Raw genomic sequence first — 16,649 nt, 5'->3', positions numbered from 1 at the left:
CCAATACGGCCCTGGAATGTCACTGAACCTCGCTCAGTGTCGCTGAATCTCGCTCGCCCTCGGTTAACTCCATGTCAGTCCCGCCCCAGTATCTCGATATGAAAAGCCTCGCTCGCTTCGTCAGCCGGGAACATGCATTCGATGCGCAGTTCCTGGGCGGCGACCGCCTGGGGCGTACCAACGGTGGTGACCATTGAGAAATAGTCGAGCACCCTGCCGTCCTTGACAAGGCCGATCGGGATGACCGGCATCGCCGCAAGGGGGCTTGCAGCCTCGGGCGAGGTCCACGCGGGCTCGACATCCGGATAGGCCAGAAGTGCCGCCAGCAGTTCCTTGACCTTGTCGTCGATGATGCGTCCCACGGCTTCACGATGAACACGCTGGATCAGGCTTCGTGCAACAGCCGGCCAATCCGCAATGAAGCGGCGCAGGCCATTTGGATCAAAAACCAGATGCAGCAGGTTGCGCGGCGCCTTGCGCACCGACAAATCCGTGAAACGGCTGAAGAGGCGCGGCGCAGATCGGTTCGTCATGAGCACGTTCCAATAGCGATCCATGACCAGGGCCGGGAATGGTTCGTGCTGATGCAGCATACGCTCCAGGGCCTTGGTGATGCTGCGCATCTCCACGCCGTCCCAGGCACCATCGCGATATATGGGCGCGTAACCGCCAGCCAGCAGCAGCGTATTCCGGTCGCGCAAGGGCATGTCCAGAGCGGTGGCGAGGTCGATCAGCATCTGACGACTGGGCACCGTGCGACCGACCTCGATGAAACTGAGATGTCGCTGCGACACGCCCGTGTCGAATGAGAGTTCCAATTGGCTCTTGCGACGCAAATCACGCCAATGGCGCAGCAGGGCGCCCACTTGGCCACCCCGCGGCGTGGCTATCGTATCCTGCATGGACATGGCCAAGCCCCTTCGGAAACGTCGTTGGATGGGAGAGCGCCGTGCCAGGGCACGGCGCCGGCGATGTGGCCGGTCAGGCTCGCCAGGCATGCGGCTGCAAGAAGCCTTCGAGTGGCGGCCGGGCAATGGTGCCGACATAATTGGTGATCGTCGAGGCCGCGGTCACGGCCAGCATCTCCAACACCTGCTCCCCATGGAACCCGGCGTTGACGAAGGTTTCGAGATCGTGGTCGCTCACATGGCCGCGCCTCTCGATCAGCTTCCGGGCCAGGCTGGACAGCGCAGCCAGCCTTCCATCCGCAGGGATGCCGCGCCTGCGGACCGCCTCGACATCGGCAGGCGCGAGGCCCTCCTTCAGAGCCAGCATGGTGTGGAACGCCACCGCCCAATCGCAGGAATTGGCGACGGCATTGGTCAGCAGCAGGATCTGGATCTCCGCCTCGGTGAACGTACCGGAATGAACCTGCCGGAACAGGCCGGCGAACGCCTTGATCAGCGCCGGCGAGTTTGCCATCGCACCTGCGATGTTGGGGATCACGCCGAAGGTTTTGGCGAGTTCACCGAGAACCGGCCGCGCCTCCTCGGGCGCGGTGGCGACGGTGTGGATGGGATAGGATGGCATGTTGGCTCCTCGTCATTTCTGGCGAACGGCATCGTTCGCGTCGAGGGGAGTAAAGCCACTTGCTGGGGGTCGCCCAACTACCTCCGGGGTAGTGGCGTTGGGCAGCGCGGGAGCGAATAGGCCGGCAGATGGTTTCGTAGCTCCCGTTTCCTGCGCCTGGGCGCCAGGCATGGCTGGAGCGACCGCGCGGCCGACTTGTTCGCGTGCCGTCGCCAAGGTCTCGGCACCGGCCGACTTCCTGGTCACCGAATTGGCGGATGCGCGCTGGAGCACGCAAGTGGTGATGGGTTGGCAGTTACTGCCTCACCATCGAAGAACAACTGCAGCGAGCGCGCCGGCCGCACGTCCAGGACAAGCAGCACTGCCAGCAACTCTCATGCATGCAGCGGCTTGGGTTCTCGCAGGTTCGGTAGGAGCACCGTGAGAATTCCGAGTGCCGGCAGGAAGGCGCAGAGTTGGAAGACGAAATTGATGCCCGTCCAGTCGGCCAGCGTGCCGAGCGCCGCCGCCCCGATGCCGCCGATGCCGAAGATGAAGCCGAAGAACAGGCCGGAGACCATGCCGACGCGGCCAGGCATCAGTTCCTGCCCATAGACCACGATTGCAGGGAAGGCCGAGGAGATCACAAAGCCGATGATCACGCTCAGCACGGCGGTTGCCATCAATCCGACATGCGGCAGCAGCAGGGAGAACGGCAGCACACCCAGGATGGAAACCCAGATCACGACCTTCCGGCCGAGCCTGTCGCCGATCGGCCCGCCGGCAATCGTACCGGCCGCAACCGCCGCGAAGAACACGAACTGGTAGATCTGGGCCGTCTGCGTGGCCAGGCCGAACTTGTCCTTGAGATAGAAGATGTAATAGCTCGTGAAGCTGCCGAGATAGATATATTTGGAGAAAAGCAGCGCGATCAATATGGCCATTGCCCGCGAAACCTGCCCACGCGACAAGGTCGCATGATGGGTGGGTGCCTTGTGTGACGGCCGCCTGGCATGGCCGTTGAGCCGGTACCAGTGCCCGAGCGCCGTCAATATGACGATGCCGGCAAGAGCTGCGAGCGCGAACCAGGCCAAGCCGGCCTGCCCACGCGGCAGCACGAAGAAGGCGGCGGCCAGGGGACCGAGCGCCGAGCCGAAATTGCCGCCGACCTGGAACAGCGATTGCGCCAGCCCATGAGCCCCGCCCGATGCCAGGCGAGCGATACGCGAGGACTCCGGATGAAAGATCGAGGAGCCAAGTCCCAGCAGCATGGAACCGATCAACAGGACGCCGTAGTTCGGGGCGAAGGCGAGCGTCAATAAGCCGGACATCGATGAAGTCATGCCGACCGGCAAGGAATATGGCAGGGGCCGACGATCGGTATAGTAGCCGATGAAAGGCTGAAACAGCGACGCCGTGATCTGGTAGATGAAGGTCAGAAAGCCGACCTGCGCGAAAGTGAGCTCGAAATTACCCTGGAGGATCGGATAGACGGCGGGCAGAAGCGCCTGCAGCATGTCATTCAGCAAGTGACAGAAACTTGCGGCCCACAGGACGGAGAACACTGTCTTCGTATTCTTCTGCGGCTGCGGATGTATGCGTTGACGCGGTAGATCTTGGGTAGACACGGAAGATCCTCAGAGAAAGCCATGGTCGATCGGCGCGAAAATCTTGCGCACGGCCTATCAACAGCGTACCGAGAGGTCGTACGGCCTGCCACCAATGTTGGGCCATATTCCTACGAGAGTGGGCCAACATGCGCGATGTCCATATCGACACGGTCGACCATATCCCCCGACCGATCATCGCGATCGGTCGCGATTATCCCGACGGCTTCATCGTCCCGCCCCACCATCATCGACGAGGACAATTGATCTCGGGGGCGTCCGGCGTCGTCGTGCTCGCGACGCCGAGCGGCACCTGGGTCATGCCCCCGCAGCGCGGCATGTGGATTCCTCCCGGCACGACGCATCACGTGCGCATGGTCGGTGCGGTCGGCATGCAAAGCCTCTATCTCGAACCCGACGCGGTTCCCAGCATGCCCGCCCACTGCCAGGTCGTCTCCATTTCGCCCTTCATGCGAAGCCTGTTGACCGAGGCGCTCAACCTGCCGCTCGAATATGACCTCGACAGCCGCTCGGGCGCCTTGATGGAGTTGATACGGCACGAAATGCAGCAAATGCCGGTGCTGCCGCTTTCCCTGCATTATCCATCGCATGGGGCGTTGGCCCTTCGCTGCCGACGCTTCGTCGAGCGGCCGACCATTCATGAGAGGATCGACGACTGGAGCACGGCGCTCGGCATGAGCCGGCGCACCTTCACCCGCCTCTTTCGGCGCGAGACCGGCCTCAGCTTCCTGGCCTGGCGCCAGCAGGCCTGCCTGTTGTGCGCAATGCCCCGCCTGGCCGCAGGTGACCCCGTCACGACGGTTGCAATTGATCTGGGCTATGAGAACCCTGCCGCCTTCACGATCATGTTCAAGCGCGCCTTCGGCAGCCCGCCCCTGACCTATCTCGGCATGCGGAATAGTCGCACCGCCTGAACCGATAGTGCGAAGGACTTTGCGAAGTTCGTCCACAATCTCGACAAGTGCCGCGGCGGCCCCAAAGATCCATGTCGCCCGGAAATCCGCCTCGATCTACCCGTCGTCTCGAAGATCCGAAGTTGTGCTCTGGCGTTTCATATGGTCGATGAAGGCGCGCAGTTTCGGCAAGACCTGCCGTCTGTCCGGATAGTAAAGAAAGACGCCAGGCACGGTAATGGCGTAAGGCGCCATCACCGCCTGCAATCGACCTTCGGCGATCGGCGCCCTGGCGAGCGGGCCGGGCAAGTGGGCAAGTCCCAGCCCCCGGATCGCCGCGCCCAGGAGGGTGGGAAAGTCATGTGCGATCAGCGGCCCTGAGACGATCGCCTCCACCGTTCTATTGCCCTCGACAAAACGCCATGGCGCGATCGATCCATCCGAGCGGCGCATCCGCATGCAGGCATGCTGGCGCAGATCGTCGATGCGCTCGGGGCCCTTGCGCTTGACTAGATATTCCGGACTGCCGACGACCACGAACGGGAACGCAGGCGTCAGGCGCAGCGCGATCATGTCGGCCGCAATGAACTGCCCCATCCGGATGCCGGCATCGAATCCCTGAGCCACAAGATCGATCAGTTCCCCGCTCGCCGCGATCTCTACCTCGATTTCCGGATAAGCCTGGCAGAAGGATGCGATCAGCGGCTCGAGCAAAACCGACACCACGCCAGGGGGCACGGCAAGGCGCAGCAGGCCGGTCGGCCTGCTTCCGAGCGCGCGCGCAACCTCGCTTGCGGCAACCAGTTCCTCGAAGGCGGGCCTTGCCCGCGACAAGAAGCGTTCGCCGGCTTCGCTCAGCCCGACGCTGCGTGTCGTCCTCAGGAGAAGCGCTGCGCCGAGGCGCGCCTCCAGCGCCCGTACCGACTGGCTTATCGCCGACGGTGTCACCCCGAGCGCGGCGGCCGCGCGACGGAAACTGCGGTGCTGGGCGACGTTCAAGAACGCCTCCACACCGTCCAGCGCGCTGTGTCTGACTGTGAAGTTTTGCTTCATAGCACATCAACATTATCGCAGATATGCGCTCATCGAAAGGGAGCATAGTTTGAGGGGCGTTTTCGAAGCGTTCCGGCCCGAAGGCCGGGCAATCGCGTCAACCCGTGAGAGGGCTCCACATGTCGCCGGCAACCATCTTCCTGCTGCATCTGGTATTGGGCTATGTGCCATGGCTGCTATGTTTCGGTGCCTATGGCTGGCCGAGGCTTCGGTCGATGGACAGGGTCGAGGCGCAACGTGCCATCGCAACCCTGCACAGCTTTCGGTTTTTCGGGCTCGTCTTCCTCGTTCCGGGTGTGGTCGGTCCCAATCTGCCCAGCGGCTTTGCCGAGTTCGCCGCCTATGGCGACTTCGCCACCGGCTTGCTGGCCATGCTGGCCCTTGTGATGGTCAGGATACGCCCGCTGTTCTGGAGCTTCGTGGTCGCCTTCAACGTCGCGGGAACAATCGACATCATCGTCGACTATTATCACGGCAACCAGCTCGGCCTTCCGGATCTCGCCGGGGCGTTGGGCGCCGCCTACGCGATCCCGATGCTCTACGTACCCCTGCTGATGATCACGCATGTTGCCGCATTCTATATGCTGGCACGTCGCCAGCCGCAGGCAACTCAGGCCTTCTCCGCGAACCACTGAACACGGATGACGCTACGCCAGACCACACCCAATTCAGCTTGGCGAGCAGCCATCATACAGCATTGGCAAACAGAAGGCGGCGGCAACTCATTCTGTCCGCACGCGGCGCTTCCCAACAAGAAGATCGAATCACTTCAATACTTGAAATACCTGAGACGTCTTCCACTGCCTGGTTATGTCCGCATTGTCTTTAAAAAATATCGTACCGTATTCATCGGGTACGCGAGTTACAACATCGCCTGTTTTTCCTGTCGAGATCCTGGCGATATTCACTAATGACTGCGTTCCGTTGTCCAGATATGCACCATGGCCCTCAGCCCCTTCAGTTGAGAAAGTTATGGCACCGAAGTTCCTGTCGGTCGGCTCACTATCGGCGAGCCACCCCTGAGGCACCACGTCATCTCCCTTGGCACGCGCTGCCCAGACATGTCCCTGCGAACCAAGCTCGGTTGCATTGGTCCCGTCCACTCCAGGCGAGCCAACTACGACAAGATCGTCAACACGAAGACCATTTTCATGAATGGCTACACTCGCCATATAAGACCCATAGCTGTGTCCAATAAGAGTGATGTGACTATGGGGATTCGTCCTCGCCACTTCGTATCCGGTGACATCCTCTTTTAGCGCTTGCGCGCCATGACGACTATCGCCGTAAGTTCCATTTATGCCTGCAGGAATATTGTCGGGCATATCCGCCCCCATCCAGACAATGATGGAATTTTTAGCGTTAGGTTGTCCCTCGAAATTCATCTGGTGAAAGAGAGAGAGGCCCTGCGTCACAGTCGGGAACTGAGATCCGATCCCATCTTCTTTTTTGGCGTCATGACTGACGCCGGGAACGAGAACACCTATATTGTGAGCTGTATCAGGATTTCCCAAGGCTACGGCAAATCGTCCATCATCTGCAGGATCATATGTAAGAAGATAGGCCTCCGATCCTCCTTGTGAATCGAGCATCTCCATCTGAATGTGGATTTTTTTGGCAATTGAAAGTTCACCTCTCAGGCGGCTTTGCTCATCTTTCAACGCCCGGATCTTCTCCTGATAGTTTACTCCGTCTCTTCCTGCCTCCCCACTCGGCATGGCATTTTTCAGCGCTTGAATTTCGTTAGGGATTTCCCAAAGTCTTTCCTGGTCCCTGGCAATATCCAGATTGACGCGCTTCCTGTTTATCTTGTCGATGTCCTCGGCCGGCAAACCTCTGAGCTTTCCAAGCTCGTCGGTGTGATTGGCGATCAGATCCTGGCGCGTCTCAGTGGACAGAGTGCCCCACCATGATGACACCACCGACGGATCGCTGCCTTCGGGAAGCACGGTTGTGTGATCCGGCTCAGGCTCGCTGATCGGCCTTTGGTGGATCGGCGTGTTGGCGTAGGCGAAGGTTTTCTTCGGAGCGGACGTCTTGGATACCGACGTCCTTGCTTCATCGAGAGCCGCGTCGAACGATACCTGATGCGACAGGGCGACAGAAGAATCCGGCCTGGATGATGGGAGAGCACCACCTATCGCACCGATTGCAGGATTGCTCATGAGACCTGTTCCTTCTCAAGATGTCATGGCCTGATTGTTGCGCAGGTTCTGCGTGGAGGACTATTCCCCCGGGGACTGCGCCAGTTTCCTTTTGCTCGGCTGCGATTGTTTGAGGTCCCGGACTCGCCGGCGGAAACGGCGTCTCCATCGCACCAAATACAGGAATAGGTCGTGAATCGGGATCTACCGTGCCAATCCCAGCACCCCCACCGTTCGTGACGTCGTCCCGACCCGTATTGGCAACACCCGAAAAGTCGATGAGGGCTTAGGCGTGGCGGGGTACCGGCCCGCTGTGGATCGCGATATCGCTGGAACCGGCAGGAACATGACGATCAGGATCCCACCAGGGGCATGCTGACGGTCCGCCGCCCTTGCGTTTTAGGAGCGCCGCCAAACACGCTGCGCTTCAAACCTGTGCCGGCTGCCCGCTACCGACATCGATCGCATGGCAGGCGACGCGCACGTCGCTTTCGACCATGCGCATCTCAGGCCGCTCGCGCTTGCAGATCTCCATGGCCAGCGGGCAGCGCGGATGGAAGGCGCAGCCCGGCGGAGGATTGAGCGGGCTCGGCAGGTCGCCGGCCAGGGGAGCCCGGTCGCGGTTGGGGTTTTCGATATCAGGGATCGTCTCGAGCAGCAGCCGCGTATAGGGATGGCGCGGCCTGTCGAACACGGTGCGGCCCGGCCCCTCCTCCACCAGGCGGCCGAGATACATCACGCCGATGCGGTCGGTCAGGAAGCGCACCACCGACAGATTATGGCTGATGAACAGGTAGGTCAGGCCGAGGCGCTGCTGTAGGTCCTTGAGCAGGTTGAGCACCTGCGCCTGGACCGAGACGTCGAGAGCGGAGGTCGGCTCGTCCAGAAGCAGCAATTCGGCCTCGGCAGCCAAGGCGCGGGCAATGGAGATGCGCTGGCGCTGGCCGCCGGAGAACTCATGCGGATATTTGGTGCCGTCACCGGGCGCCAGCCCGACGGTCGACAGCAGGGCACCGACCCGGGCACGGCGCTCGGCCCGCGGCAGATGCCGCATCGGCTCGGCGATGCTGCGCCCGATGCGCCAGCGCGGATTAAGGCTGCCGACCGGATCCTGGAACACCATCTGCAAGTGTACCGGCTTGCCGCCCTGGCCGACGAAGTCGATGCGGCCCTCGCTCGGCGCCTCCAGCCCGGCGATCAGGCGGGTGATGGTGGATTTGCCGCAGCCGGACTCGCCCACGATCGAGAAGGTGGTGCCCCGCGGGATCGAAAAGCTCACGCCGTCGACGGCCCGCACCAGCTTGCGGCCGGCGTGGGTGACGACGCGCTGCAGGAAGGGCGCGGAGACGTCGAAGATCTTGGAGAGATCGGTGACCTCGACCAGCGCGGCGGCGTTGTCCTGCTTCATGGCACCTCGCCGTCGATCCATTGATTGTCGGCGGCCACCACCCGGCCCCGCTTCACCACGAGTGCGCGCGCCGGACGATCCACCAGGATCTGCGCCAGGTTCTCGCCCGCGATCAGGACGAGGCTGCCCTCGCAGCCCACCTCGAGCCCATAGCCTTCCAGGCCGAGCAGGTCGGCGCCGCGGCGCGTGCCCATGTCGAGGGCCCTGAGCAGCTCCGCATCGGTGCGGCAATGGGTGCGGTAGGCCAGGAGCCAGCAGCGGTCGAGCATGTCGCCGTCGCCGTGCGGGTTCCAGGTGTCACGCAGGGAATCCGAGGCGACGGCACAGCGCACGCCGCGCGCGGCGAGCTCGAACATCGGCGGGAAGCCGATCTCGCCCGGCACGGCGGAAATGATGCCGATCCCCGCTTCGGCCAGCACGTCGATCATGCGCTGCACCTTGTGCGCCGGGCCGTCGCCAAGGCAGAAGGCATGGCTGACGACCACCCGCCCCTGCATGCCCAGCGCCCGCGTGCGCTCGGCGATCATGCCGAGCTCGAACAAGCCGAGCTCCCCCGGCTCGTGCAGATGGATGTCGATCTTGGCACCCTTCCGGCTGGCGATGCCGAAGATGGTGTCGAGATGGCCCTTGGGGTCGGCGTCGATGGTGGCAGGGTCGATACCGCCGATGACGGAAGCGCCTTCGTCCAGAGCTGCCTCCATCAGTTCCGCGGTGCCGGGGTCGATCATCAGGCCGGTCTGGGGAAAGGCGACGAGTTCGAGGCCGACGGCATGCTTCACTTTCTCCCAGGCTTCCAGGACACCATGGAGATTGTCGAGCTTGTAGCCGGTAGAGATATCGACATGGCTGCGGATATGGGTCGAGCCCATTTCCACGCAGCGCCGCATCAGATTGCCGGCACGCTCGGGCACGCCCCAGGGCAGATCCTTGCGGATGGCGACCTCGTTGTCGATCATCGCCCGGAGCGATGGCGGCACGTTGATGGAGTGCCAGGGCAGGCCCCACAGTATCTTGTCGAGATGGACATGCGCCTCGACAAAGGGCGCGATGGCGATGGCCCCCTTGCCGTCGACCACCGGCACACCCTCGGGCCGGTCGAGATCGCGGCCGATGGCGGCGATCCGGCCGCCGCGGATCAGGATGTCGGCGCTTTGCCTGGCGTCCGGGCGGATATTGGCGAGAAGAAGATCGGTCATTTCACAACTCGGGCATCAACGAAGACGGGGATTGAGGACATCGCGCAGCCAGTCGCCGACGATGTTGACGGAAAGGACGAGCAGGACGAGCGCTGCGCCGGGGAACAGCGAAATCCACCATTCGCCGGACAGCAGGAGGTCGTTTCCGGCGCGGATCAACGTACCGAGCGAGGGCTGGGATGGCGGCATGCCGAGCCCGAGGAAGGACAGGATCGCCTCTGTGAGGATGGCGACGCCGAGACCCAGTGTGGCGAGCACCAGCACCGGCCCGATCGTATTGGGCAGGATATGGGAGAGCACGATCCTGAAGCTCGACACCTTGGAGATCCGCGCGGCAGCGACATAGTCCTTGCGGCGTTCGATCATAGTGGTGGCACGGACGGTTCGGGCGAACTGTACCCAGTCGGCGACGCCGATGGCGAGGATGACGACGTAGAAGCGCATGTCCTCGCGCAGCGCCGCCGGCATCACGATCTTGGCGACGCCATCGATGAAGAAGGCGATCATGATGGTGGGAAAGGAGAGCTGCACGTCGCCGAGGCGCATGATCACGGCATCGACCCAACCCCCGAAATAGCCGGCGAGCAGGCCGAGTATCACCCCCAGCGTCACCGAGAACAGCACCGCTGCGACGCCGACCAGAAGGGAGACGCGCATGCCGTAGAAGATCGCCGACAGGATGTCCCTGCCCTGCTCGTCGGTGCCGAGCAGATAGCGCGCGCTCCCTCCTTCCGACCAGACCGGTGGCAGGCGCGCATCCATGATGTCGAGGGTGGCCGGATCGAAGGGATCATGCGGTGCGATCAGGTTGGCGAAGACCGCGCATAGCACCAGAAGGCCGAAGATGATCGTGGCTATGATGACGGCAGGCGAGGTCCGAAAGCGCCAGGCGAGTTCGCTGGCAGCCACGCTTCTGACGATGGCGGCAAGTTGGCTCATTTCACCCTCAATCTCGGATCGACCAGCAGATAGGTCAGGTCGACGATCAAATTGATCAGCACGAAGCTGAAGCCGACGAAGGCGAGATAGGCCGCCATCACCGGAAAGTCGGCGAACTCGATCGCCTGCAGGATCAGGAGGCCCATGCCCGGCCATTGGAACACTGCCTCGACCACGATGGCGAAGGCGATCAGCGAGCCGATCTGCAGGCCGACGATGGTGATCACCGGCAACAGACTGTTTCGTAGCGCATGGGTGAGATGCACCGCCCGGTCCGACAGGCCGCGTGCCCGGGCGAACTTGATGAAATCGGAGCGCAGCACCTCCAGCATCTCGCCGCGGATCAGGCGCATGATCATCGAGACCTGGAAGACGGCGAGCGTGATGGTTGGCATGATCAGGGCCTTGAGGCCGCTCACCGTGAGGAAGCCGGTGGTCCACCAGCCGATCCGCACCGTGTCGCCGCGCCCGAAGGCCGACAGCCAGCGCAGCTCCACCGAAAAGACCAGGATCAGCAGCATGCCGATCAGGAATTGCGGCATGGAAATGCCCAGCAGCGAGCCCATCTGGAACAGGCGGCTCAGCCAGCCGCGCGGCCTCAAGGCCGTGTAGACCCCCATGGGAATGCCGACCAGCAGGGCGGTCAGGGTCGCCGCGAAGACCAGCTCCAGCGTCGCCGGCAGGCGGGTGAGGATAAGGTCGAGGACGGGCTGCCTGTTGCGGTAGGAAACGCCGAAATCGCCGACCACGGCCCGTTCGACGAAACGCCAGAACTGCACGATCGTCGGCTGGTCGAGGCCGAGGGCGGCCCGCAATTCCTCGCGCTGCGCCAGCGTTGCATTGACGCCGAGCACGTTGTTCACGGGGTCGCCGAGGAAGTTGAAGATGCAGAAGGACAACCCGGTGACGACCAGCATGACCAGGATGACGCTGGTGAGACGAGTTGCGAGCATGGAGATCATGAGGGTCTCTCGATCCCTGGCGCATTTTCCGGAAGAGCCCATCGGCTCTTCGATGAGGAAGATGCATCAATGCGAAAAATTGGACGAAGTCTGCGGCCCAACGGTAGTGAATCCGGATTGTGCTGCCCCTCACCCCTACCCTCTCCCCGCAAGAGCCAAGCGAGGTAGGGTGAGGTGCGGCGCTACCTCGTCAGCGCGGCTCGGAACTTGCGGAGGGGCGGTGGGAGATACCGCCCCTCCGTTTGCGCATGATGCCGGACAGTTTCGGGGGACCCGGAAAAAACATCATGCGGCAAAGCGAAGGCCGGAGCAGATGCGGCAGGCGCCTCAGTTCATGGTGTAGTACCAGAAGCGCGTATACTCGTCGGCGGGCACCACGGCATTGACCTTGTCGCTCATGCCCCAGGTCAGGAACTGCTGGTGCAGCATGATCTTGCCGACTTCGTCGCGGTGGATCTTCACCACTTCCGAGATCATGGCCTGACGCTTGGCCGGATCATATTCGGTACCGATCTGCTCGATCAGCTTGTCGACCTTGGGGTTGGAATAGCCCTTGGGATTCCAGGTGCCGAGATCGCCGGTCGGCGTGTGGATCGTCGCCGACATGATGTTGTAGGCATCGATCGAAGGCAGGCCGGCCCAGCCCAGCATGTAGAAGGAATATTTGCCCGCGGGCAGTTCGGTATCGGTCTGGACCGGCGTGTGCATAGTCAACTGGACCTTGATGCCGATCTTGGCGAGCATGCCGACGGTGGCCTGGCAGATCCTTTCGTCATTGATGAAGGAGCCGGCCGGGCAATCCATCGGCAGGGTAAAGCCCTTGGCATAGCCCGCTTCCGCCAGCAGGGCCTTGGCGGCCGCCACGTCATAGGGGAAGCGAACGTCCAGGCTGGCGTCGTAGAAGGGCAGCTCGGGCGCGAGCGGCACGGCCGTCGGGCGCGAATTGCCGCGCATGATGCTGCGCTTGATGCCTTCGATATCGATGGCCTGGTAGATGGCCTTGCGCACCCTGACATCCGCAAGCGGATTGCCCTCGACCCCACTGCCCGGCAGCGTCTTGCTCTGCTGGTCCATGCCGAAGAAGATCGAGCGCAGATGCGGCGCGCGCATGATCTTCATGCCGGGTGTCGATGCGATGCGGTCCACGTCCTGGGGCGGTGCATTGCGGATGAAGTCGACCTCGCCCGACAAGAGGGCGGCGACGCGGGTGGCGGCATTGGTGATCGGTGTGTAGACGATCTCGTCGAGATTGTGCTGGGGCTTGTCCCACCAGTCCTCGTTCTTGACCAGCACGGTGCGGATATCGGGCTGGCGCGAAGCCAGCTTGAACGGCCCGGTGCCGATGCCCTGGGTGGTCATGGCGCCGCCGGTGTTGGAGGACAGGTCGATCGGCTTGGTGGCACCGACCGATTCCTGGAACTTCTTGTCCAGGATGTACCAGCCGGCGAAATCGTTGAGCAGCAGCGCATATTTGCGCTTGAGCGTCACCGTCACCGTATGGTCGTCGACCTTGGTGATCTTGGCGATCGGCTCAAGCAGGCCGGCGAAGGGTGAGCCCGGCGCGCCCGCCCGCTCGAAGGAGAAGATCACGTCATCGGCCGTGAAGGGGTCGCCATTGTGGAACTTGACGCCCTTGCGCAGATGGAACCGCCACTCGGTGTCCGAAACGGCCTCCCAGCTCTCGGCCAAAGCCGGCTCGAGCTTGAGGTCTTTATTCCAGCGCACCAATCCTTCATAGACATTGCTGAGCAGGCTGAGCGTGAAGTCGTCTCGCGCCGCATGCGGGTCCATGGAACTGATTTCCTGGGCTTCGGCGAAGCGCAGCGTCTTGGCGCTGGCTGCTCCCGTGGCCAGCACGGCGCACGAAGCGATCAGCAGGATCTTCAAATAGGTCTTCACGGATATCTCCCGGTTAAACGGTCCTTCGTCAGCGGTCACGACGGCGCGGCTTTGTTGTTGTCTCGCGCTTCGTCACCAAGCGACCGGCTGCTTGTCGGACGGTCGGTGACACCGTTCGCCGCAGACGATCCATTCCCCTGCCCATCCTCGGATCGGGCACTGCGATCATTCCATAAGCGGCAACAGCCGTCTACAAATTTGTACTATATCGAGTATACAATCTTGTACGACGACGTTGGAGACGAGTTTCGACGACGCGGGAAACAGCATTCCCTCGCGATCGTCAGAGCGTCGTACCGCCTTGATGCAAGAAACAGGCCGCCGTGGTGGCGCCTGCACTGGCGAGCCGGGGACTCTCGGCCTGGCAGCGCGGCCCGTTTTGCCGGCAGCGCGGATGGAAGGCGCAGCCTTTCGGCCAGTTGCCCAGGCGCGGCATCGCCCCATCGATCTGGGCCAGACGCTCGACTTGGCGACCCAACGAGGGAATCGAAGCCATCAGGCCGGCTGCATAGGGATGGCTCGGTCGCTGCACTACGGCCTCCACCGGGCCGATCTCCACCACGCGGCCGGCATACATCACCGCTACCCGGTCGGCGATCTCGGCAATCACCCCCATATCGTGGGTCACCAGCATGATGGCCGTGTTTTTCTCCCGCGCCAGGCGCTTCAGCAAAGCGAGGATCTGGGCCTGGATCGAGACATCGAGCGCCGTCGTCGGCTCGTCGGCGATGATCAGCTCCGGTTCCCCCGCCAGCGCCAGAGCAATCACGATACGCTGGCGCATGCCGCCCGAAAACTGGTGGGGATATTGCTCGAAACGATTGACGGGATCGGCGATTCCAACTTCGGTGAGGAGGCGGATCGCTTGGCTGCGAGCCTCCTCGCGACCGAGGGCCGGAAAATGGGTGCGGATGGTTTCGGTCAGCTGGCGCCCGACGGTGAACAGCGGATCGAGGCTCGTCAACGGATCCTGGAAAATGGCGCCGATGCGACGACCGCGGATCAAGCGCTGACGATGGGGAGGAAGGTTGTCGATGCGCTCGCCACTCAGATGGATACTGCCGGCCGCAATACGCCCCGGCGCTTGCAGGAGCCCGATCAGGGCATTGCCGGTCATCGACTTGCCCGCGCCCGATTCGCCGACCACCCCGAGGATCTCGCCCGGTGCGATATCGAAGGAGACATTGTCGATGGCGACCAGCGTACCGGTACGCACCGGAAATTCGATGCGCAGGCCCCGGACTTCCAGCACCGGCGGAGGCAACGGCGTCGCCCTGCCTGCTTCATCGTGCGCGCTGGTCATGCCGCCTCGCAATCAGGGCGTCGCGCCTTGGCTGCGGCCGCCGCAACAGAGGTTGTTTCCAACTCGATAATATACAATGTAGAATACACTTGTTTTCCTCCCTAGAGTCAAATCGCAAGGCCACACCATGCCTCCATCGTCCGGGCTTCTCGCCAAGCAAGTGCCTGCTGCCCCCAAGCGCCGCGGACGGGCTGACGAGCGGATCCATTCGGAGATCTATTCGGCCATCATCAACCATCAGCTTCGTCCGGCGACCCCCTTGCAGGAGGATGCGCTCGCCACGGCCTTCGGCGTCAGCCGCACACTGATCCGAAAGGTCCTGCAGCAGCTCTCCCACGAGAAGCTGGTCGAGCTCATTCCCAACAAGGGTGCGATCGTGGCCCGGCCCTCGGTAGAGGAGGCCCGGCAGGTGTTCGAAGCGCGGCGCGAGATCGAGTGCATCCTGATCCGCCGCCTGGCCGCGACCATCAGCGATGCGGAGATCACCAGGCTGCGGGCCGCGGTAGAGGCCGAGGCCCGGGCCCAGGAACAGGGCGACAAGCGCCGGCGGCTGCAGCTTTCGGGAGACTTTCATCGTGAACTCGCCTCCCTGGCCGGCAATGACGTTCTCAAGGATTTCGTGCATGAGCTCGTCTCGCGTTCTTCGCTGGTGATCGCCCTTTATGAATCCCCCGGCGCAGTTCCCTGCGCCTATGACGAACACAAGCGCATCGTCGATGCCCTGGCCAAGCGCGATGGCGAGGATGCCGCCCGCAACATGGAGCACCATCTGCGCCACGTGGAGGCCCAGGTCGACCTGTCAGACGTTCCGGCCCGCATCGACTTCAAATCGCTCTTCCGGCCGCTGGGCTGACCCCCGCCAGCCGGCGGGCGCGTAGGCGGCCAGCTTGCCGGCATAGGGCTTGGCAAGCGGGTAGGCGAGATCACCATGCTTGGAGGTCTTGAGGCCCATGCCGACCAGGGCCTCGGCGAATTTGACCGCTGCGCAGACGCCGTCGATCACCGGAATCTGCAGCCTGTCCTCGAGATAGTCGGCCAGGCCCGCCATGCCGGCGCAGCCGAGCACGATCGCCCCGGCCTTGTCCTCCTCCAGCGCTCTGAGGCATTCGGCCAGGATGACGTCGCGCGCCCGCGTGCCCGGCTGTTCGAGCTCGAGCACCGGCAGTTCCGTCGCCCGCACGCGGCGGCAATGATGCTGCATGCCGTAATTGCGCACCAGATGCTCGGCGATGATGCGCGTGCGCTCCAGCGTGGTGACCACGGAAAAGCCGGTGGCCACGAAGGCGGCCGCATGCATGGCCGCCTCGGCGATGCCGATCACCGGAGCGTCGGTGATCTCGCGCGCCGCCAGCAGGCCGGGATCGCCGAAGCAGGCGATGACATAGGCATCGGCCGGCGGCCCGTCGCGGATTTCGTCGACCAGGCCGATGACGCTCATGGCTTCATCGAAATGGCCCTCGATCGAAGCCGCCCCCGAGCGCGAGGTCGCGGCGACGATCTCGGTGCCGGGCGCAGCCACGGCGCAGGCACTGACACGCATCGCCTCGGTCATCGATGCCGTGGTGTTGGGATTGATCAGCTTGATGCGCATGGGCTTCCTCAGGCGGCGGAATATCTTGTTCTTAGTATTGTATACGATGTTGTATCTTTATGTGATTTCCAACGAGCGTCAATGGCGTTGATGCGCATCGACAGTCCCACGCCGTCCGGCGCAT

General features: G+C 62.8%; 15 protein-coding genes. 3 read left to right on the top strand and 12 right to left on the bottom strand.

Translation table 11 applies throughout. From position 1 onward, the window contains the following. Positions 1 to 74: 74 nt before the first annotated feature. The 3 genes from ACIGJE_RS28580 to ACIGJE_RS28570 all read right to left on the bottom strand — a co-directional run bounded on the left by ACIGJE_RS28580 (position 75) and on the right by ACIGJE_RS28570 (position 3,107). Entirely contained in the window at positions 75 to 908 is an 834-nt protein-coding gene (locus ACIGJE_RS28580) for a helix-turn-helix domain-containing protein (RefSeq protein WP_415086157.1), read from the bottom strand. 73 nt (positions 909 to 981) lie between these two features. Then, positions 982 to 1,530, bottom strand: a complete 549-nt coding sequence (locus ACIGJE_RS28575; RefSeq protein ID WP_415086159.1) for a carboxymuconolactone decarboxylase family protein — start codon at positions 1,528 to 1,530, stop codon at positions 982 to 984. A gap of 374 nt (positions 1,531 to 1,904) precedes the next feature. Then, positions 1,905 to 3,107, bottom strand: coding sequence for an MFS transporter (locus ACIGJE_RS28570; protein WP_376717791.1), 1,203 nt, complete (start codon positions 3,105 to 3,107; stop codon positions 1,905 to 1,907). Between the two features lie 158 nt (positions 3,108 to 3,265). Between ACIGJE_RS28570 and ACIGJE_RS28565 the strand changes: the two genes are divergently transcribed. Then, positions 3,266 to 4,051, top strand: a complete 786-nt coding sequence (locus ACIGJE_RS28565; RefSeq protein WP_415086161.1) for an AraC family transcriptional regulator — start codon at positions 3,266 to 3,268, stop codon at positions 4,049 to 4,051. A 96-nt stretch (positions 4,052 to 4,147) separates the two neighbouring features. Here the strand turns inward: ACIGJE_RS28565 and ACIGJE_RS28560 are convergent, their stop codons facing one another. Next, a complete protein-coding gene (locus ACIGJE_RS28560) occupies positions 4,148 to 5,083 on the bottom strand; it encodes a LysR substrate-binding domain-containing protein (RefSeq protein WP_415086163.1) in 936 nt (311 codons plus the stop codon). Positions 5,084 to 5,202: 119 nt separating this feature from the next. On the opposite strand from ACIGJE_RS28560, the gene ACIGJE_RS28555 reads away from it, so the two are divergent. Continuing rightward, on the top strand, positions 5,203 to 5,718 hold the full coding sequence (locus ACIGJE_RS28555; protein ID WP_311944517.1) for a hypothetical protein: 516 nt from the start codon (positions 5,203 to 5,205) through the stop codon (positions 5,716 to 5,718). A 129-nt stretch (positions 5,719 to 5,847) separates the two neighbouring features. Here ACIGJE_RS28555 and ACIGJE_RS28550 read toward each other — a convergent pair whose 3' ends face one another. The 7 genes from ACIGJE_RS28550 to ACIGJE_RS28520 all read right to left on the bottom strand — a co-directional run bounded on the left by ACIGJE_RS28550 (position 5,848) and on the right by ACIGJE_RS28520 (position 14,934). Continuing rightward, on the bottom strand, positions 5,848 to 7,248 hold the full coding sequence (locus tag ACIGJE_RS28550) for an alpha/beta hydrolase (protein WP_415086166.1): 1,401 nt from the start codon (positions 7,246 to 7,248) through the stop codon (positions 5,848 to 5,850). A 406-nt stretch (positions 7,249 to 7,654) separates the two neighbouring features. Further along, positions 7,655 to 8,635, bottom strand: a complete 981-nt coding sequence (locus ACIGJE_RS28545; protein ID WP_415086168.1) for an ABC transporter ATP-binding protein — start codon at positions 8,633 to 8,635, stop codon at positions 7,655 to 7,657. Continuing rightward, complete coding sequence (locus ACIGJE_RS28540; protein WP_311944513.1) at positions 8,632 to 9,831, bottom strand: amidohydrolase family protein; 1,200 nt, start codon at positions 9,829 to 9,831, stop codon at positions 8,632 to 8,634. The genes ACIGJE_RS28545 and ACIGJE_RS28540 overlap by 4 nt, the downstream gene beginning before the upstream one ends. Before the next feature lie 15 nt (positions 9,832 to 9,846). Beyond that, a complete protein-coding gene (locus ACIGJE_RS28535) occupies positions 9,847 to 10,770 on the bottom strand; it encodes an ABC transporter permease (RefSeq protein WP_483681073.1) in 924 nt (307 codons plus the stop codon). After that, positions 10,767 to 11,732 (bottom strand): ABC transporter permease, encoded by a 966-nt coding sequence (locus ACIGJE_RS28530; RefSeq protein ID WP_149249863.1) that lies wholly within the window; start codon positions 11,730 to 11,732, stop codon positions 10,767 to 10,769. Before ACIGJE_RS28530 ends, ACIGJE_RS28535 begins: the two co-directional genes overlap by 4 nt. A 327-nt stretch (positions 11,733 to 12,059) precedes the next feature. Further along, positions 12,060 to 13,631, bottom strand: coding sequence for an ABC transporter substrate-binding protein (locus ACIGJE_RS28525; RefSeq protein WP_311944510.1), 1,572 nt, complete (start codon positions 13,629 to 13,631; stop codon positions 12,060 to 12,062). A gap of 283 nt (positions 13,632 to 13,914) precedes the next feature. After that, positions 13,915 to 14,934 carry an ABC transporter ATP-binding protein gene (locus ACIGJE_RS28520; protein WP_311944508.1) on the bottom strand — a complete coding sequence of 340 codons (1,020 nt, stop codon included), beginning with the start codon at positions 14,932 to 14,934 and terminating at the stop codon, positions 13,915 to 13,917. Positions 14,935 to 15,061: 127 nt separating this feature from the next. Here ACIGJE_RS28520 and ACIGJE_RS28515 point away from each other — a divergent pair, with 127 nt between their 5' ends. After that, positions 15,062 to 15,787, top strand: coding sequence for a GntR family transcriptional regulator (locus ACIGJE_RS28515; protein ID WP_483681071.1), 726 nt, complete (start codon positions 15,062 to 15,064; stop codon positions 15,785 to 15,787). On the opposite strand, the gene ACIGJE_RS28510 is transcribed toward ACIGJE_RS28515, so the two are convergent. Then, positions 15,734 to 16,525, bottom strand: coding sequence for an aspartate/glutamate racemase family protein (locus tag ACIGJE_RS28510; RefSeq protein WP_149249866.1), 792 nt, complete (start codon positions 16,523 to 16,525; stop codon positions 15,734 to 15,736). The two genes, ACIGJE_RS28515 and ACIGJE_RS28510, sit on opposite strands and share 54 nt — an antisense overlap. Between the last annotated feature and the right edge of the window lie 124 nt (positions 16,526 to 16,649).

It is taken from the genome of Labrys sp. E2SS-1L, from assembly GCF_057073705.1.
The sequence above is the reverse complement of the archived record's forward strand: the minus strand, read 5'-3'. Positions and strand labels throughout refer to the sequence as shown.

Excerpts from the sequence above, each read along its gene's own strand:
- ACIGJE_RS28580 (WP_415086157.1), bottom strand. The coding sequence starts at position 908 with ATGTCCATGCAGGATACGATAGCCACGCCGCGGGGTGGCCAAGTGGGC.
- ACIGJE_RS28575 (WP_415086159.1), bottom strand. The coding sequence starts at position 1,530 with ATGCCATCCTATCCCATCCACACCGTCGCCACCGCGCCCGAGGAGGCG.
- ACIGJE_RS28565 (WP_415086161.1), top strand. The coding sequence starts at position 3,266 with ATGCGCGATGTCCATATCGACACGGTCGACCATATCCCCCGACCGATC.
- ACIGJE_RS28560 (WP_415086163.1), bottom strand. The coding sequence starts at position 5,083 with ATGAAGCAAAACTTCACAGTCAGACACAGCGCGCTGGACGGTGTGGAG.
- ACIGJE_RS28555 (WP_311944517.1), top strand. The coding sequence starts at position 5,203 with ATGTCGCCGGCAACCATCTTCCTGCTGCATCTGGTATTGGGCTATGTG.
- ACIGJE_RS28550 (WP_415086166.1), bottom strand. The coding sequence starts at position 7,248 with ATGAGCAATCCTGCAATCGGTGCGATAGGTGGTGCTCTCCCATCATCC.
- ACIGJE_RS28545 (WP_415086168.1), bottom strand. The coding sequence starts at position 8,635 with ATGAAGCAGGACAACGCCGCCGCGCTGGTCGAGGTCACCGATCTCTCC.
- ACIGJE_RS28540 (WP_311944513.1), bottom strand. The coding sequence starts at position 9,831 with ATGACCGATCTTCTTCTCGCCAATATCCGCCCGGACGCCAGGCAAAGC.
- ACIGJE_RS28535 (WP_483681073.1), bottom strand. The coding sequence starts at position 10,770 with ATGAGCCAACTTGCCGCCATCGTCAGAAGCGTGGCTGCCAGCGAACTC.
- ACIGJE_RS28530 (WP_149249863.1), bottom strand. The coding sequence starts at position 11,732 with ATGATCTCCATGCTCGCAACTCGTCTCACCAGCGTCATCCTGGTCATG.
- ACIGJE_RS28520 (WP_311944508.1), bottom strand. The coding sequence starts at position 14,934 with ATGACCAGCGCGCACGATGAAGCAGGCAGGGCGACGCCGTTGCCTCCG.
- ACIGJE_RS28515 (WP_483681071.1), top strand. The coding sequence starts at position 15,062 with ATGCCTCCATCGTCCGGGCTTCTCGCCAAGCAAGTGCCTGCTGCCCCC.
- ACIGJE_RS28510 (WP_149249866.1), bottom strand. The coding sequence starts at position 16,525 with ATGCGCATCAAGCTGATCAATCCCAACACCACGGCATCGATGACCGAG.